Here is a 15,562-nt window from a genome sequence, read left to right on the forward strand (position 1 = left end):
ATGCGGTTTAGGATTCGGCCATCTCCGCAGGGATCGCATCCCGTTCCGGCGGTGTTTCGTCGAAGACGTGGTAGACCATCTCGGCCAGCATCACGCCGGGTAATGCCTTGATGCGGCAGAGTGCGGCGACCTCCCCTTCGACCGTCTCGGCCTCCTGTACGACCACGATCCGCCCGGTCGCAGGCTCCACGTGATGGACCTCGACGCCGGGCAACACATTGAGCGCTCGCGTTGCGTCCTCGACTCGGGCGGGCGGGACGACGACCAGGATGCCTGAGAGATTCATCGGTGGGTTTCCGGGCTCGGTTTGGTTTTGACTGTCCGGACGCTAGCGCCGCAGCTGACGAGAAACCTTGATTCTCATCAAGAATCGCCAGCGAATGATCCGAGCCTGCCAAGGCTTCGCCGAGCCGAGTTGAGTCTGGCTCGTTGTTTGCATCTGCTGATCTCTAGGCCAACGGTCGCTCGAGTGTTGGTTTTTTCTCGGAGTAGTCCCCGATGTCGATCCGAATCATGCTTGTGGACGCGCGTCCTGACCGGCGCGAGGTGCTCGGACCGGCCTTGAGTGCGGAGGGGTTCGACGTGGTGGCCTGTGTGGATCCGGACGAGGGGCTCCTGAGTGCGGTGGTGCGTTTCGCGCCTGACGTGGTGCTGATCGATATCGACTCGCCGAGCCGGGATACCCTGGAGAACCTCCGCACCGTTCAGGCGCATCAACCTCGCCCCATGGTGATGTTCACGCAGGACGACGCCAACGAGAGCATCCGACGCGCGATCGAGGCCGGTGTCAGCGCCTATGTCGTCGACGGAATCGAGCGGCGGCGCGTCCGCCCCATCGTCGAGGCGGCGATGGCGCGTTTCAGCCAGTTTCAGGCACTTGAGAAGGAGCTTCTCGAGACTCGAGGCAAGCTGGCGGAGCGCAAGCTCATCGAGCGTGCCAAGGGAATCATCATGAAGCAGCAGGGGTTGTCAGAGGACGCGGCCTTCCAGGCGATGCGGCGGCTGGCGATGCGTAAGAACAAGAGGTTGGCCGAGATTGCCGAAAGCGTGATTTCGGCGTCCGAGTTGTTCGAGCCTTAAACCGCGTTTAGGGGGGTGCCGGGGTACTTCGGGATTTGGTTTCGGCCTTGCGGGCGCCTGACGCGTCGGCGTTACGCGGTTTAAATCATTGATAAAATATGGAATTCTTGCGCTGCGTGAGACAGAAGTCATCGGAGCAGCGCTTTGGGCCGTTCGTTTTGGTGCGCGGGAGGGCGCTCTGCACCGAGGATGGCCGGTCCTGAACGGCAACACGCGTCTATTGAATCGCCGGTGCTGACGACAACCTTACTCGACCAGCCAGCAAAACTCTTTTTTAAATCAATTAGCTCGAACTTTCGAATTGATCGATGCAACGGCCTCCTGGCGTTTTGGCATCGATTCTGCGTAACATCACTGACGATCACCCAACGGCGGGCGGATCGGAAGATCGTGATCCAGACAGACGACGTCCCTCGGAGCCTGTAGGCAACAGCGACGTCTCGTTTCGACCGAGTGGGCCCACGTGCGGTCGCGACACCCGGTCGTCGGATCCAAAAACAGTTTCGGCATGGTCATGGCGGCCGTGCCACCGGACAAAGGCGTCCATCGTGCAGCGCTCAGCGTTGCTTGGTGGACGCCTTTTTTCGTTTTCCGGTTTCCGTTTCATGCCTTGCTACCGACAGAGGTCAACATGCGCAATCAAGACAGACCCGAACATCAGACCCGCGGCGTCCTGCCGACGCGCCTTGCCGCGGCCGGCATCGCCGCGCTCATGCTGAGCCTGGCGGCCCGCGCATCGGCGGAGGCGCTCGGCCCGCCCGAGAAAGAGGATCTCAAGCTCGGCTTCATCAAGCTCACCGATATGGCGCCGCTCGCTATCGCCTACGAGAAGGGCTTTTTCGAGGACGAAGACCTCTTCGTCACTCTGGAGGCCCAGGCCAATTGGAAGGTGCTGCTCGATCGCGTCATCGACGGCCAGCTCGACGGCGCCCACATGCTGGCCGGCCAGCCCTTGGCCGCGACCATCGGCTTCGGGACCGAAGCGCCGATCGTCACACCGCTCAGCATGGATCTGAACGGGAACGCCATCACCGTCTCGAACGCCGTGTGGGAGCAGATGAAGCCGCACGTGCCGAAGATGGCCGACGGCCGTCCGGAGCATCCGATCAAGGCCGATGCGCTCAAGCCCGTCGTGGAGAGCTTCAAGGCCGCGGGCAAACCCTTCAAGATGGGCATGGTCTTCCCGGTCTCGACACACAACTACGAGCTGCGCTACTGGCTCGCCGCCGGCGGGCTGAACCCCGGCTACTACGCACCCCATAAGAACGACACCGACGGGCAGATCGACGCCGACGTGTTGCTCTCGGTGACCCCGCCCCCGCAGATGCCCGCCACCATGGAGTCCGGCACCATCGACGGCTACTGCGTCGGCGAGCCCTGGAACCAGCAGGCGGTCTTCATGGGGATCGGCGTCCCCGTGATCACCGACCATGAGATCTGGCCGTACAACCCCGAGAAGGTTTTCGGCATGACCGCCGCGTTCGTCGAGGCCAACCCCAACACGGCCGTGCGGATCGTCAAGGCGATGCTTCGGGCCGCCAAGTGGCTCGACGAGAACGACAATGCCAACCGCGCCGAGGCGGTCAAGATCCTCTCGCGGCCGAACTATGTCGGCGCGGACGAGGCGGTGATCGCCGCCTCCATGACCGGCACCTTCGAGTACGAGAAGGGCGACAGCCGCGATGTCCCGGACTTCAACGTCTTCTTCCGCCACAACGCGAGCTACCCCTACTACTCGGATGCCGTCTGGTATCTCACCCAGATGCGCCGCTGGGGTCAGATCGCCGAGCCCAAGTCCGACGACTGGTACATGGAGACGGCCAAGCAGGTCTATCGGCCCGATCTCTACCGCCTGGCTGCCGAATCATTGATCGCCGACGGTCTGATGGAGGCGTCCGACTTCCCGGACTTCGACACCGAGACCGGATTCAAACCGACACAGACCGGATTCATCGACGGCATCGACTACGACGGCACCCGTCCGAACGCCTATCTGGAGCAGTTCTCGATCGGGCTGAAGGGCGACAAGCAGTTGTAACGCACGGCCTGAAGCGTCCGGCGACGGGAGAGCCCCAAGCCGGACGCGAGCCCATCGAATCCGGAGAACACCATGTCGAACATCGACGTCACCGCGAAGACCTACGACTTGCCCTGGCTCGCGCGGGCTATGGACTGGCTCGCCGGAGACGGTGCCGAGCGCGCCGCCGGCGGCTTGACCCGCCATCTGTTGCTGCCTGCGGTCGGGATCGGCCTCTTTCTGATGCTTTGGGCTGCCGCGGCCTCGCAGATCCAGACCTCGCTCGGCCAGTTGCCCGGGCCGACTCAGGTCTGGGCCCAATCCGTAGCGCTCTGGGATGAGCACCGCGAGGAGCGCGCCCGCGAGGCCGCCTTCGACGAACGCGTCGAGCAGCGCGCTGAACGTGCCATCGCAAGGGGTGCCTCGGATGAGGAGATCGCCAAGATCCGAGCCCGCGGCTACACGGGTGCGCCGACCTTCTTCAGCCAGATCTGGACCAGTCTGGTGACGGTCATGGTCGGCTTCCTGCTCGCATCCTTGATCGCGATCCCGCTCGGCATCCTCTGCGGGATGAGCGCGGCGGTCTATGCGGCGGTCAACCCCTTGATCCAGATCTTCAAACCGGTCTCGCCGCTCGCCTGGCTGCCGCTTGTCACCATCATCGTCAGCGCCGTCTATGTGACCGACGACCCGCTCCTTGCCAAGTCGTTCATCATCTCGGCGATGACGGTGACCCTGTGCTGTCTCTGGCCCACGGTGATCAACACGACCGTCGGGGTCGCGACGGTCGATCGTGACCTGATGAACGTCAGCCGCGTTCTGCGGCTGTCTTGGTTCAAGCAAACGGTCAAGATCATCCTGCCCTCGGCCTTGCCGATGATCTTCACGGGTCTGCGGCTGAGCCTCGGGATCGGCTGGATGGTGCTGATCGCCGCGGAGATGTTGGCCCAGAACCCCGGCCTCGGGAAGTTCGTCTGGGACGAGTTCCAAAACGGCAGCTCCAACTCGCTGGCGCGGATCATGGTCGCCGTGCTCGTGATCGGCTTCATCGGCTTCGCGCTCGACCGCGGCATGCTGATGCTCCAGCGCCGCGTCTCCTGGGACAAGACGGCGGTGCTGCGATGACAAGACCTGCCGATTGCTCCGCCCCCACGACCGTCGCACGAGGATCCAAGACATGTCTGCCTATCTGAGCATCGATCGGGTCGGGATCACCTTCCCGACGCCGAAGGGACCGCTCGAGGTCCTGAAGGACATCAAGCTCGACATCGCCCAGGGCGAGGTCGTCTCGCTTATCGGCCATTCGGGCTGCGGCAAATCGACCGTGCTGAACATCGTCGCCGGGCTGCTCGAAGCGAGCGTCGGCGGCGTGCTCCTTGAAGAGCGCGAGGTGAAGTCGCCGGGGCCGGACCGCGCCGTCGTCTTTCAGCAGCACTCCCTGCTGCCCTGGCTGAGCGTCTACGACAACGTCCGCCTGGCCGTCGACCAGGTGTTCGGCCGCAGCAAGAGCCGCAAGGAACGGCATGAGTGGACCCTGCACAACCTGGATCTGGTGCATATGGGCCATGCGTTGGAGCGCCGCCCCGCAGAGATCTCGGGCGGGATGAAACAGCGCGTCGGCATCGCCCGCGCACTGGCCATGGAGCCTAAGGTCCTGTTGATGGACGAGCCTTTCGGCGCGCTGGACTCGCTCACGCGCACTCACATGCAGGACTCGCTGCTGGAGATTCAGGCACGGCTCAACAACACCGTCATCCTGATCACCCACGACGTCGACGAGGCCGTGCTGCTCTCCGACCGCATCGTGATGATGACCAACGGTCCTTCAGCGACCGTCGGGCGGATCCTGGAGGTCGATCTGCTGCGCCCCCGCGACCGACTGGCGCTCGCCGAGGATCCGACCTATCACCACTACCGCGCCGAGGTCGTGAAGTTCCTCCACGAGCGCCACGCGCCCGCGGTCGGGCAGTCCGCCCGGGCGGCGCGCGAGCGTCCGACACTGCGCCTCGCGGCGAACGGTTAAGGGAGCACACATCCATGAGCATCATCCCCGATTGGCTCAGACGCAGCGCCCACGCCGGCGGGCGCGACGGACTGGAAAAGACACGCCTGACGCTCGGCTTTATCCCGCTGACGGACTGCGCGCCGCTGGTCATCGCCAAAGAGCGCGGCTTCTTCGAGAAGTACGGCCTGGACGTGGAGCTCTCCAAGGAGACCTCGTGGGCCAACGTCCGCGACAAGGTCAGCATCGGCATCCTGGATGGCGCCCACATGCTCGCACCCATGCCGATCGCGAGCACGCTCGGCATCGGTCCGGTCGAAAAACCGACCGTCACGGCGCTGAGCCTGGATCTGAACGGCAACGCCATCACGGTCTCGCAGGCGCTCTACGAGCGGATGCGCGAGCTGGATCCGGGCGCCATGAACCATCGGCCTTACTCGGCGGTGGCCTTGAGGCAGGTGATCGAGGAGCGGCGTGCCCAAGGCGGCAAGCCGTTGACCTTTGCGGTGGTCTTCCCGGTTTCGACCCATGCTTACGAGCTGCGCTATTGGATGGGCGCCGCCGGGATCGATCCGGACACCGACGTGCGGCTGCTGGTGGTCCCGCCGCCGCAGATGGTGACCCAGCTGCGCGCCGGCAACATCGACGGCTTCTGTGTCGGCGAGCCTTGGAATTCGGTCGCCGTCGCCGAGGGTCTGGGGCGTGTCCTCATCACCAACTACGAGCTCTGGAACAACAACCCCGAGAAGGTCTTCGGGGTCAATCTCGAGTGGGCCGAGCAGTATCCGAATACACACCGCGCCCTGCTCATGGCCCTGTTGGACGCGGCGCGCTGGACCGATGCGCCCGAGAATCGCCCGAGCGTCGCCGAGCTGATCGCGCCGAGTCGCTATATCAACGCGCCGGTCGAGATCGTGCGTCAGTCCATGACCGGCACCTTCCGCTATGCGCTCGACGAGGCACCGGTCGCGATGCCCGATTTCAACGTCTTCTTCCGCTTCGCGGCGACCTATCCCTGGCGCTCCCACGCGCTCTGGTTCCTGACCCAGATGGTGCGTTGGGGCCAGATCGAGAAGCCGCTCGACCTGGCCGCCGTCGCTGCGGAGGTCTATCGGCCGGACCTCTATCGCGAGGCGGCCGATGCCCTGGGTCTCGCCTCCCCCGCCCTCGACCACAAGCGCGAGGGTCTGCACGCGCGCGGCTGGATGCTCGAAGAGGCCACCATCCCGTTGGCGATGGGGCCGGATCGCTTCTTCGACGGATCGACCTTCGATCCCGCCGATCCGGTCGGGTACATCGCCGGTTTCGATGTTCAGCAGCGCGCCTGCTCGCTCGAGGCGCTGGCGGCGGCGAACGGCGGCCCGGCCGAGACGGCGACGCTCTGAGGCCGGCGGCAATGCGCCCCGACACACGGATTCCCGACGCGGAGAACCAAACACGATGAACAAAGAACGCTTGGTCCTGGTGGGCAACGGCATGGCCGGGATGCGCACCATCGAGGAGCTGCTGAAGCTGGAGCCGGACCTCTACGAGATCACGGTCTTCGGCGCCGAGCCGCATCCGAACTACAACCGCATCCTCCTCTCGCCGGTGCTCTCCGGGGAGAAGACGATCGACGAGATCATCTTAAACAGCCGCGACTGGTACGCGGAGCATGGGATCACACTCCACACCGGCGATCCGGTCGAGCACATCGACCGCCGCAAGCGGCTGGTGCGCAGCCGCTCCGGTCTGGAGGTGCCGTACGACCGGCTGGTCCTGGCGACCGGGTCCAACCCCTTCATCATCCCGGTACCCGGGGCCGATCTGCCGGGCGTCCTGGGCTACCGCGACATCGCGGATGTCGAGGCGATGATCGAGACCGCGCGCGGCTTCAAGCGCGCCATCGTCATCGGCGGCGGACTGCTCGGACTCGAGGCCGCTTACGGGTTGCAGCAGCAGGGCATGGAGGTGACCGTCGTGCACCTGCTCGACACCCTGATGGAGCGGCAGCTCGATAAGCCTGCCGCGGCGCTCCTGAAGGCGTCGTTGGAGCAACGCGGGCTGACCTTTCTCATGGAGGCCCAAACCGCGGCGATCCAAGGTCGCGACCGGGTCGAATCGGTCCGCTTCGCCGACGGCAGCGAGATCGCGACCGATCTGGTGGTGATGGCGGTCGGCATCCGCCCGAACATGGCGCTCGCCCAGAACGCCGGGATCCATTGCGAGCGCGGAATCGTGGTCGACGACACCATGTTGACCTACGACGCCCGCATCTACGCGATCGGCGAGTGCGTGCAGCACCGCGGCCACTGCTACGGCTTGGTCGCGCCGCTCTTCGAGCAGGCCAAGGTCTGCGCCAATCATCTCGCCAAGCTCGGCTACGGGCGCTACCATGGCTCCGTGACCTCGACCAAGCTCAAGGTCACCGGCATCGATCTCTTCTCGGCCGGTCAGTATCAGGGCGGGGACGGCTGCGAGGAGATCCTCTTCCAGGATCCGGGCGCGGGCATCTACAAGAAGCTGGTGATCCGAGAGAACCGGCTCGCCGGCGCAGTGCTCTACGGGGACACGATCGACGGGGCCTGGTTCTTCCAGTTGATGCGCGAAGGGACCGACATCTCGGAGATACGCGAGGATCTCCTCTTCGGGCAGGCCCATCTCGGGGACTCCGGCCACGGCGGTCAGACCCAAGCCGCGCTCATGACCGACGAGATGCAGGTCTGCGACTGCAACGGCGTGTGCAAGGGCGAGATCGTCAAAGCGATCACGAGCAAGGGTCTCTTCACGCTCGAAGACGTGAAGCTGCACACCAAGGCGGCGGCCTCGTGCGGGTCCTGCACCGGTCTGGTGGAGCAGATCCTGGCGAGCACGCTCGGGAGCGACTACTCCACCCCCGAGGCCAAACCCATCTGCACATGCACCGACTACAGCCATGATCAGGTCCGCGCGGCAATCCGCGAGCAACACCTCACGAGCCTGAGCGACTGCTTCGAGAAGCTCGACTGGCGCCGTCCCGACGGCTGCCACGTCTGCCGGCCCGCGCTCAACTATTACCTCATCTCCACCTGGCCGGCGGAGGCGATCGACGACAGCCAGTCGCGCTTCGTCAACGAGCGTGTCCACGCCAACATCCAGAAGGACGGGACCTATTCGGTCATCCCGCGCATCTTCGGCGGCGAGACCTCGCCGGCTCAGCTGCGCGCCATCGCCGAGGCGGCCGAAAAGTATGCCGTGCGCTCGGTCAAGATCACGGGTGGCCAACGCATCGATCTTCTGGGCCTGACCAAAGAGCAGCTGCCGCACATCTGGAAAGACCTGACCGACGCCGGTTTCGTCTCGGGCCACGCCTACGGCAAATCGATGCGCACGGTCAAAACCTGTGTGGGATCCCAGTGGTGCCGATTCGGCGTGCAGGACTCGACCAAGATGGGCATCGAGCTGGAGGAGCTCACCTGGGGCTCCTGGACACCGCACAAGTTCAAGCTCGCCGTCTCGGGCTGCCCGCGCAACTGTGCGGAGGCCACCATCAAGGACTTCGGCGTCGTCGCCATCGAATCCGGCTGGGAGCTGCACATCGGCGGCAACGGCGGCGTGAAGGTCCGCGCGACCGATGTCCTCTGCCGGGTCACCACACCCGAGCAGGTCAAGGAATACTGCGGCGCCTTCATGCAGCTCTATCGCGAAGAGGCACGCTATCTGGAGCGCACCGCGCCGTGGGTCGAGCGGGTCGGCCTCGCCTACATCAAGAAACGCATCGTCGAGGACGAGATCGGACGCCGCGCCTTCTACAAACGCTTCCTGGAGTCGCAAGCGCAGGCCCAGGTCGATCCCTGGAAGGAACGCGCGGCCGGCGCCGAGGCGCATGAGTTCACGGCTTTGAAGCAGGTGAATGGGTGAAGGTTACAGGTCAAGGGTTAAAGGCTAAGGGTTAAAGGCTAAGGGTTAAAGGCAAGCTGCGGAGGTTGGAGGCTGCTTCCAAACACCGCAACAACGTGAGGCTACACAATGACTGCTGTCGTTGACGACATGACTTGGCTTGAAGTGGGTACGCTCGATGAGATCCCTCGCCAAGGTGCGCGGGTGCTCAAACGCGAACAGGGTGATATCGCCGTCTTCAGGACCGCGGCGGACGAGGTGTTCGCCTTACTCAATCGTTGCCCGCATCGCGGGGGGCCCTTATCGGAGGGGATCCTTTACGGGCGAAACATCGTCTGTCCCCTGCACAATTGGTGTCTCGATCTGGCGAGCGGCGAAGCAAAGGGGCCGGACGAGGGCTGTGCGCCCGCCTACGCGACACGGGTCGAGGCGGGACGGGTCTTCGTCTGCACAGAACCCAATTAAACCGCGCGCTGCGCAGTATGCGATGTTTTTGGATGGGATTCGGTCTTGGCGGACTTGACTAGCGCTGGAGCCGGCGCGGTTTAAGAGATGAAAAATAGATGCGTTTTAAACCGCGTTCCCGCTAAAGATTGTGGATACGCCAAACGTCGAACACACTCGAAAATGAACACCCCGCTCTGGACGCGGTTTAGCGGCGGCCAGTCGCCGCTCATCCGTTCTTCGGCGATTGCCGGAAATTCGATACCCGCTACTGACGCCCTCGCGGAGCCGCGATGATCACGGAGACAGGACGATGACCGAACCGACCAAGACAACCTGTCCCTATTGCGGCGTGGGCTGCGGGGTGCTCGTCATGCCGCAGGCCGACGGAACGGTTTCAGTGCGCGGTGATCCGGATCACCCGGCGAACCTCGGTCGTCTCTGCTCGAAGGGCGCGGCCTTGGGCGAGACGCTCGGGACCGCCGGGCGACTCCTCCATCCGAGGATCGCGGACGAGCGGGTGAGCTGGGATCAGGCGCTTGATCGGGTCGCCGGTCGTCTCGGCGAGATCGTCGCCGAGCACGGACCGGAAGCGGTCGCCTTCTATGTCTCGGGTCAGCTCCTGACCGAGGACTACTATGTCGCCAACAAACTGATGAAGGGCTTCATCGGCGGCGCGAACATCGATACCAACTCGCGGCTCTGCATGGCCTCGAGCGTCGCCGGCTACAAGCGCGCCTTGGGTGCCGACACCGTACCCTGCGACTATGCGGATCTTGAGGCCGCCGAGCTCATCGTCCTGGTGGGCTCCAACACCGCCTGGTGCCACCCGGTGGTCTATCAGCGGATCAAACAGGCCAAGCAGGCCAATCCGGACCGGCAGATCGTCGTGATCGACCCGCGCCGCACGGCGAGCTGCGAGATCGCCGACCTGCACCTGCCGATCGCGCCCGGCACCGATACCGTCCTCTTCAATGGTCTGCTCAACTGGCTCAGACGCGAAGACGCGCTCGACTGGACCTTTTTGGAGTCGCACACCGAGGGCTTCGCCGCCGCCTTCACCACAGCACGCGAGTCGGCCGGCTCGGTGCCGCGCGTCGCCGCGGCCTGCGGTCTTCCCGAGTCCGAACTGGCCGATTTTTACCGGCGCTTTGCCCGTACCGAACGGGTGGTGACGCTCTACAGCCAAGGCGTCAATCAATGGTCGTTCGGCACCGACAAGGTCAACGCCATCATCAATTGCCATTTGGCGACCGGACGCATCGGTCGACCCGGCATGGGGCCCTTCTCCATCACCGGACAACCCAATGCGATGGGCGGACGCGAGGTCGGCGGATTGGCCAATCAGCTCGCCGCGCACATGGACTTCGCACCCGAGGACATCGATCGGGTCGGGCGCTTTTGGCAAGCCGACGGCATCGCCCGCGCGCCGGGCCTCAAGGCGGTCGAGATGCTGCGGGCGGTGGAAGAAGGCAAGATCAAGGCGATCTGGGTGATGGCGACCAACCCGGCCGTGAGCATGCCCGACGCCGATCGGGTCCGTGCCGCGCTGCGGGCCTGCGAGCTCGTCATCTGCTCGGACCTCTTCGCCGACACCGACACCGCCCGCTGCGCGGACGTGCTCTTGCCCGCCGCGGGATGGGGCGAAAAAGAAGGCACCGTCACCAACTCGGAGCGCTGCATCTCGCGTCAGCGCGCCTTCCTCGATCCGCCCGGCGAGGCGCGTCCGGACTGGTGGATCCTCGCCGAGGTGGCGCGCCGCATGGGGTTCGCCGATGCCTTCCCCTATCGCTCGGCGGCCGAGGTCTTCCGCGAGCATGCAGCACTGTCCGCGTTCGAGAACGACGGACGACGCGATTTCGACATCGGCGCCCTGGCCGATCTTGCGGCGACCGACTACGACCGACTCACCCCGGTCCAATGGCCGCTCCCGGCAGGACGCGAAGCCGCACGTCTGTTCGCCGACGGACGCTTTTACACCCCGAACGGCAAGGCACGCTTCATCGCAATCACACCGCGTCCGCCCGCCACCGCGCCGGACGACGACTATCCGCTCGTGCTCAACACCGGCCGCATTCGCGACCAGTGGCACACCATGACCCGCACCGGTCTGGCGCCACGCCTGAGCAGCCACATCGCCGAGCCCTTCGTGCAGATCCGCCCGGTCGACGCCGCCGCGCACGGGCTCAGTCGGGGCGGTATCGCCGAGCTGACGAGCCGATGGGGTCGGATGCTGGCGCGCATCGAGGTGGATGCCGATCAGCGCCCCGGCTCCGTCTTTGTCCCCATGCATTGGAGCGACACGCTGGCCCGCCAAGCGCGCGCCGATGCGCTGGTCAATCCGGTGACGGATCCCGTCTCCGGACAGCCCGAGTTCAAGCACACGCCGGTGCAGGTCAGCCTCTTCCGAGCGGCTTGGTACGGCATTGCGCTGAGTCGCGAGCGGCTGCTCCTCCCCGACGGCATAACCCGGGCCGCCACCGGCGCGCAGCCCGACTACTGGGTCGCCATCCGGCAGCAGGGCTTCTGGCGTACCGAGATCGCGGGCCGCGAGCCCATCGCGGACTGGGCCGACCGGGCGCGAGACCTCTTCGGCGCGGACGGCGAATGGCTGGACTTCGCCGACGTCGCGCACGGCCGATATCGCGGCGCCCGTATCCTCGACGGACGCCTCGCCGCCTGTCTCTTTATCGCCCCGACCCCGAACCTGCCGAGCAGCCGCTGGCTCGGTGAGCTCTTCGGCGCCGCGCAGCTCGACACCCGCGCCCGCACCGGTCTGCTCGCCGGTCGACCGCCACGCGGGCAGGTCGACGCCGGCGAGACCGTCTGCGCCTGTTTCAACGTCGGCCGCACGCGCATCGAGCAGGCAATCCGCAGCGAGGGCCTGCGGTCCGCAGAGGCCATCGGCACCTGCCTGCAGGCCGGCACCAACTGCGGGTCCTGTCTACCCGAGTTGGGCCGCATCCTCGAGCAAACCCTCGACCGCGGCGCGGCGTGAACGGGGAGCACAATCGGATTAGAATCCGCGCACACCCGAGGCCCTGACCACGGCACCTCATCGGTCCGGTCGGACTCGGCAACGCGATAAGGAGAAACCAGTGTCCGAAGTGCAGGAAACCGCGTCCGACCCCGCCATCGTGAAAGCGGTACGGCGTCTTCCCCCTGCCGAGCAGCAGCTGCTCCTAGCCTGGGCGCGCGGCATCGGCACCATTCGCTACGGGACCTTGCGCGGTTTCAAGAAGGCGGCGGCCATGCTGGCGCTGACCCGCGATCGCAAGGCTGCATGGCCACTCCTCAAGGTGGTCTCCTTGGCCGTGAAGCACATCCTCTGGGACGCGCGCTCCTGGACAGCTCGACTGGGCGTAGGTGCAATCGTTGCGACCCTCGTCGCGACCGGGAATGAGGCAGCCACGATCGTCGCCCCCGCAGGCGTGGTCGGCCTCCCGCTCTGGATGTGGATCGGAGCCGGCGGCGGGCTGATCGGTCTGATGGCGGACACGATCGCAAAGCGGAGCAAGGTGCATCCCGGGGGCTAGCGCGCCCGACAATCCAGCCGGCGGCTGATTGGCGGATCCGTTTCGACGCCGAAATCGCCTTGACCACCGTGACCATCGCGGAGAGCGCGTTCGGCATCCACAAGATCTGCATGGAGCAGCGTGCAGCGCGGCTGACCCGAGGGCCTGACGATTGGCGTACCCGCATCCCACCGGGGTTGCCGCACCGAACGCCAACATGTTGCATGACAAGACCCCTTGTCTGGACATGTCGGTCCGCCGCCGGCGTCGGCTGGTCTCGCCTACTCGGGTGACCAAGCGGGATCGAGAATCTGATTCGGTGTCCAGAGGCATGTCTCGGGGAAATCCGAGAGTCCGGTCTCCTGCGCGGCTTGCGCCGTCGCGTCGTCCCAAACGCCCGCCCACCAGTCGGGGTCGTCGAGCTTTGGAAGCAGGCTTGGGGTCTCTTGGAGTCTACGCAGGATTCCTCGCCGTTGGTTTCTGATGGTGATCTGCCAGCTGGCTCCGCGGCGACCGGGCTGCATCTGCCACTTCAGCAGGTGAGCCAAGAGCAGTGCCATGCGGTTCGTCAGCTCTCGCTGCTCACTCTTTCCCACGTCTTCGATCTCCTCGGCCAGATGGGCAATATCCAAAAGGTCGAACCGTCTTTCGCGCAGCAGTCTTGCTTGTTCGGACGCCCAAGCGACCACGTCTTCTTCGTACCTTGTTGCGTTCGTCATGGTGGCTGTTCCCCTGATCGTCGCTGGCTTCTCTCGCCTCGGATGACTATAGATCTGAATCGGAACACAAAAAAGCCCGCTCGGGCGGGCTTCTTCGAACGGGCTTTCGTGGATTTTCTGGTCAGGTCGTGAAATCACCTCTCCGATGGCTCGACTCCGGCGCGGCCGATCCGGCGGCGGCGCGCTCGAACCGGCGCACGGCGCGACTGACGGTCGAGTAGTGCACGCCGAAATGCTCGGCGATCTCCTGCATCGTATAAGCGCCGCTCGCGAATGCCCGCGCCATCGCCTCGCGCGGCGTCGCGGACTGATCGCCGAACGCCGACAGCGGCTTCGCGAGCCCGCGGCGCTGGGCACGCGGGACCTCGCGCAAACGCTGCGGATCGCTCGCCAAAGCCCGGTGGCGCTCGACGAAGCCGTCGGTGCCGAGGAAGACCTGGCACCGCAGTCCATCCCACACGCTCGACCGTCCGACCCCCTCGGCGACGAAGTCCGCGTAGGCGGCTTGCGCCGCGGCACGCGCGGGCCCGAACTGACCGAGCACCCAGTCGGTCTCCAACCAGGGCGGCGCCGGCACCCGCCCCAGCATGGCGGGATAGCTGCTCCAGACCCAATCACCCGCATCGGCCACCATGCCGGCCCGCACCGGATTAAGGACGACGTAACGCACCAGCTCAAGCAGATAGGTATCGCGCTCGACGAGGATGCCCTTGAAGCGGCCCTGAAACAGGTGTCCGACCAGGCCGTGACGACGATTGACCCGTTGGGTGAAGACACCGTTGAGCTGCCGCATTCCCTTCGACAGATTCCCCTCCGCGGTCTCCACCACGACATGATAGTGATTGGTCATCTGGCAGTAGGCATGACAGCGCCAATTGAAGCGTGCGCAGGCCTCCGCAAACACCGCCAGCCAGGCCGCCCGGTCCTCATCGTCGCGATAGATCGCCTCGCGGCGATCGCCGCGCGAAGTGACGTGATACAACCCGCCGGCGAGCTCGATTCGGAGTGGTCTAGCCATGAAGACAGCTTAGACCAAGAATGCAGGATTACAAGACCTGACCCTAATGCCGCTGGATTACAAGACCTGACCCTAATGTCCCTTTCCGGCTCAGTCGAACAAAATTGCCTCGAGTCTGGCCTGAACTTCATCGAAGATGGACTGAGGGACTGTCTCTTTGAAGCGTGCCTGGCGGGTGCGCCAGTCGAGTGATTTGAGCTGATGACAATGGATAGCACCCTGGGTGTCGGTTCCGGCTCCGATGAGTGTGACGACGGTTCCGTGGGTGCGTGCGGCGGCGGCGGTGCCCTGTGAGATTGGGCAGATCATGGCCAGTCCGTGCTGGTTGAAGAGCTTGCCGCTAACGACGAGGCCGAAGTGTGGGCCTTTCATTTCGCGGCCCGATGAGGGGTCGAAGTCCAGATGCACGATGTCGCCGCGATTGGGGCGATAGGCCATCAGTCGCGCTCCAGTCCGACCGAGGGCATGTCGTCCCAGCCTTCAACGCGCGGCAGTCCGTCGGGCATTTCGGCGAGCAGGTCAGCGAGTTTGTAGCGTGGACGGCTGGGGGCTTCGATGGTGAGGGTGTTGCCGCGCAGGTGGAGTGCGACTTGGGAGCCGTCGTGGAGGCGGTTTTGGTCGATGAATGCTTTGGGTACGGTCATCACGAGTGAGCCGCCGGCTTTGCGTAGGGTTTGCTGCATGTTGGGTCTCCTGTCGGTTTCGAGTCCTACTTTAGTAGCACTTGCGGTGCTCTTCAATATGCTGCCGTTGGCACGGTGGTCAGGTGTGACAGGGGCGGGTTGTCACAGTCGGTAGGTGTGACAGGCCGGCTGGGGTGTTGGGGGTGAAGCCGGAATAGGCATTGCGATCAATGCGTTGAATCGGGTGGGCGACGTTGGTCCGGTCTTTGACGGAGAGCCGATAGAG

The 15,562-nt window shown here is 64.8% G+C and carries 14 protein-coding genes; 9 read left to right on the forward strand and 5 right to left on the reverse strand.

Going from position 1 to position 15,562, the window contains the following annotated elements; translation table 11 throughout:
• Nucleotides 1–7: 7 nt before the first annotated feature.
• The gene (locus THIMADRAFT_RS21775) at nt 8–286 is read right to left on the reverse strand and encodes a chaperone NapD (protein WP_007195283.1); all 279 of its coding nucleotides are present in this window, start codon (nt 284–286) and stop codon (nt 8–10) included.
• 212 nt (nt 287–498) lie between these two features.
• Between THIMADRAFT_RS21775 and THIMADRAFT_RS21780 the strand changes: the two genes are divergently transcribed.
• The 9 genes from THIMADRAFT_RS21780 (at nt 499) to THIMADRAFT_RS21820 (ending at nt 12,937) form a co-directional block, all read left to right on the forward strand.
• Nucleotides 499–1,080, forward strand: a complete 582-nt coding sequence (locus tag THIMADRAFT_RS21780) for an ANTAR domain-containing response regulator (RefSeq protein WP_007195284.1) — start codon at nt 499–501, stop codon at nt 1,078–1,080.
• Between the two features lie 631 nt (nt 1,081–1,711).
• The gene (locus THIMADRAFT_RS21785; protein ID WP_007195285.1) at nt 1,712–3,118 is read left to right on the forward strand and encodes a CmpA/NrtA family ABC transporter substrate-binding protein; all 1,407 of its coding nucleotides are present in this window, start codon (nt 1,712–1,714) and stop codon (nt 3,116–3,118) included.
• Nucleotides 3,119–3,190: 72 nt separating this feature from the next.
• Nucleotides 3,191–4,222 (forward strand): ABC transporter permease subunit, encoded by a 1,032-nt coding sequence (locus THIMADRAFT_RS21790; protein WP_007195286.1) that lies wholly within the window; start codon nt 3,191–3,193, stop codon nt 4,220–4,222.
• A 52-nt stretch (nt 4,223–4,274) separates the two neighbouring features.
• The gene (locus THIMADRAFT_RS21795) at nt 4,275–5,120 is read left to right on the forward strand and encodes an ABC transporter ATP-binding protein (RefSeq protein ID WP_007195287.1); all 846 of its coding nucleotides are present in this window, start codon (nt 4,275–4,277) and stop codon (nt 5,118–5,120) included.
• A 14-nt stretch (nt 5,121–5,134) separates the two neighbouring features.
• A complete protein-coding gene (locus tag THIMADRAFT_RS21800; protein WP_007195288.1) occupies nt 5,135–6,484 on the forward strand; it encodes a CmpA/NrtA family ABC transporter substrate-binding protein in 1,350 nt (449 codons plus the stop codon).
• Between the two features lie 55 nt (nt 6,485–6,539).
• Nucleotides 6,540–8,978: a nitrite reductase large subunit NirB gene (gene nirB, locus THIMADRAFT_RS21805; RefSeq protein ID WP_007195289.1), complete on the forward strand. Its 2,439-nt coding sequence runs from the start codon at nt 6,540–6,542 to the stop codon at nt 8,976–8,978.
• 108 nt (nt 8,979–9,086) lie between these two features.
• A complete protein-coding gene (gene nirD, locus THIMADRAFT_RS21810; protein WP_007195290.1) occupies nt 9,087–9,422 on the forward strand; it encodes a nitrite reductase small subunit NirD in 336 nt (111 codons plus the stop codon).
• Between the two features lie 292 nt (nt 9,423–9,714).
• Entirely contained in the window at nt 9,715–12,399 is a 2,685-nt protein-coding gene (locus THIMADRAFT_RS21815; RefSeq protein ID WP_007195291.1) for a nitrate reductase, read from the forward strand.
• A 100-nt stretch (nt 12,400–12,499) separates the two neighbouring features.
• The gene (locus tag THIMADRAFT_RS21820; RefSeq protein WP_007195292.1) at nt 12,500–12,937 is read left to right on the forward strand and encodes a hypothetical protein; all 438 of its coding nucleotides are present in this window, start codon (nt 12,500–12,502) and stop codon (nt 12,935–12,937) included.
• A 260-nt stretch (nt 12,938–13,197) separates the two neighbouring features.
• Here the strand turns inward: THIMADRAFT_RS21820 and THIMADRAFT_RS21825 are convergent, their stop codons facing one another.
• The 4 genes from THIMADRAFT_RS21825 to THIMADRAFT_RS21840 all read right to left on the reverse strand — a co-directional run bounded on the left by THIMADRAFT_RS21825 (nt 13,198) and on the right by THIMADRAFT_RS21840 (nt 15,336).
• Complete coding sequence (locus THIMADRAFT_RS21825) at nt 13,198–13,635, reverse strand: DUF29 domain-containing protein (RefSeq protein ID WP_007195293.1); 438 nt, start codon at nt 13,633–13,635, stop codon at nt 13,198–13,200.
• A gap of 121 nt (nt 13,636–13,756) precedes the next feature.
• Complete coding sequence (locus tag THIMADRAFT_RS21830; protein ID WP_007195294.1) at nt 13,757–14,653, reverse strand: transposase; 897 nt, start codon at nt 14,651–14,653, stop codon at nt 13,757–13,759.
• Between the two features lie 90 nt (nt 14,654–14,743).
• Nucleotides 14,744–15,091: a type II toxin-antitoxin system PemK/MazF family toxin gene (locus THIMADRAFT_RS21835; RefSeq protein ID WP_007195295.1), complete on the reverse strand. Its 348-nt coding sequence runs from the start codon at nt 15,089–15,091 to the stop codon at nt 14,744–14,746.
• Nucleotides 15,091–15,336: an AbrB/MazE/SpoVT family DNA-binding domain-containing protein gene (locus THIMADRAFT_RS21840; RefSeq protein WP_007195296.1), complete on the reverse strand. Its 246-nt coding sequence runs from the start codon at nt 15,334–15,336 to the stop codon at nt 15,091–15,093. The genes THIMADRAFT_RS21835 and THIMADRAFT_RS21840 overlap by 1 nt, the downstream gene beginning before the upstream one ends.
• Between the last annotated feature and the right edge of the window lie 226 nt (nt 15,337–15,562).

Origin of the sequence: Thiocapsa marina 5811, from assembly GCF_000223985.1 — a bacterium.
In the GTDB taxonomy this organism is placed as follows: Bacteria; Pseudomonadota; Gammaproteobacteria; order Chromatiales; family Chromatiaceae; genus Thiocapsa; species Thiocapsa marina.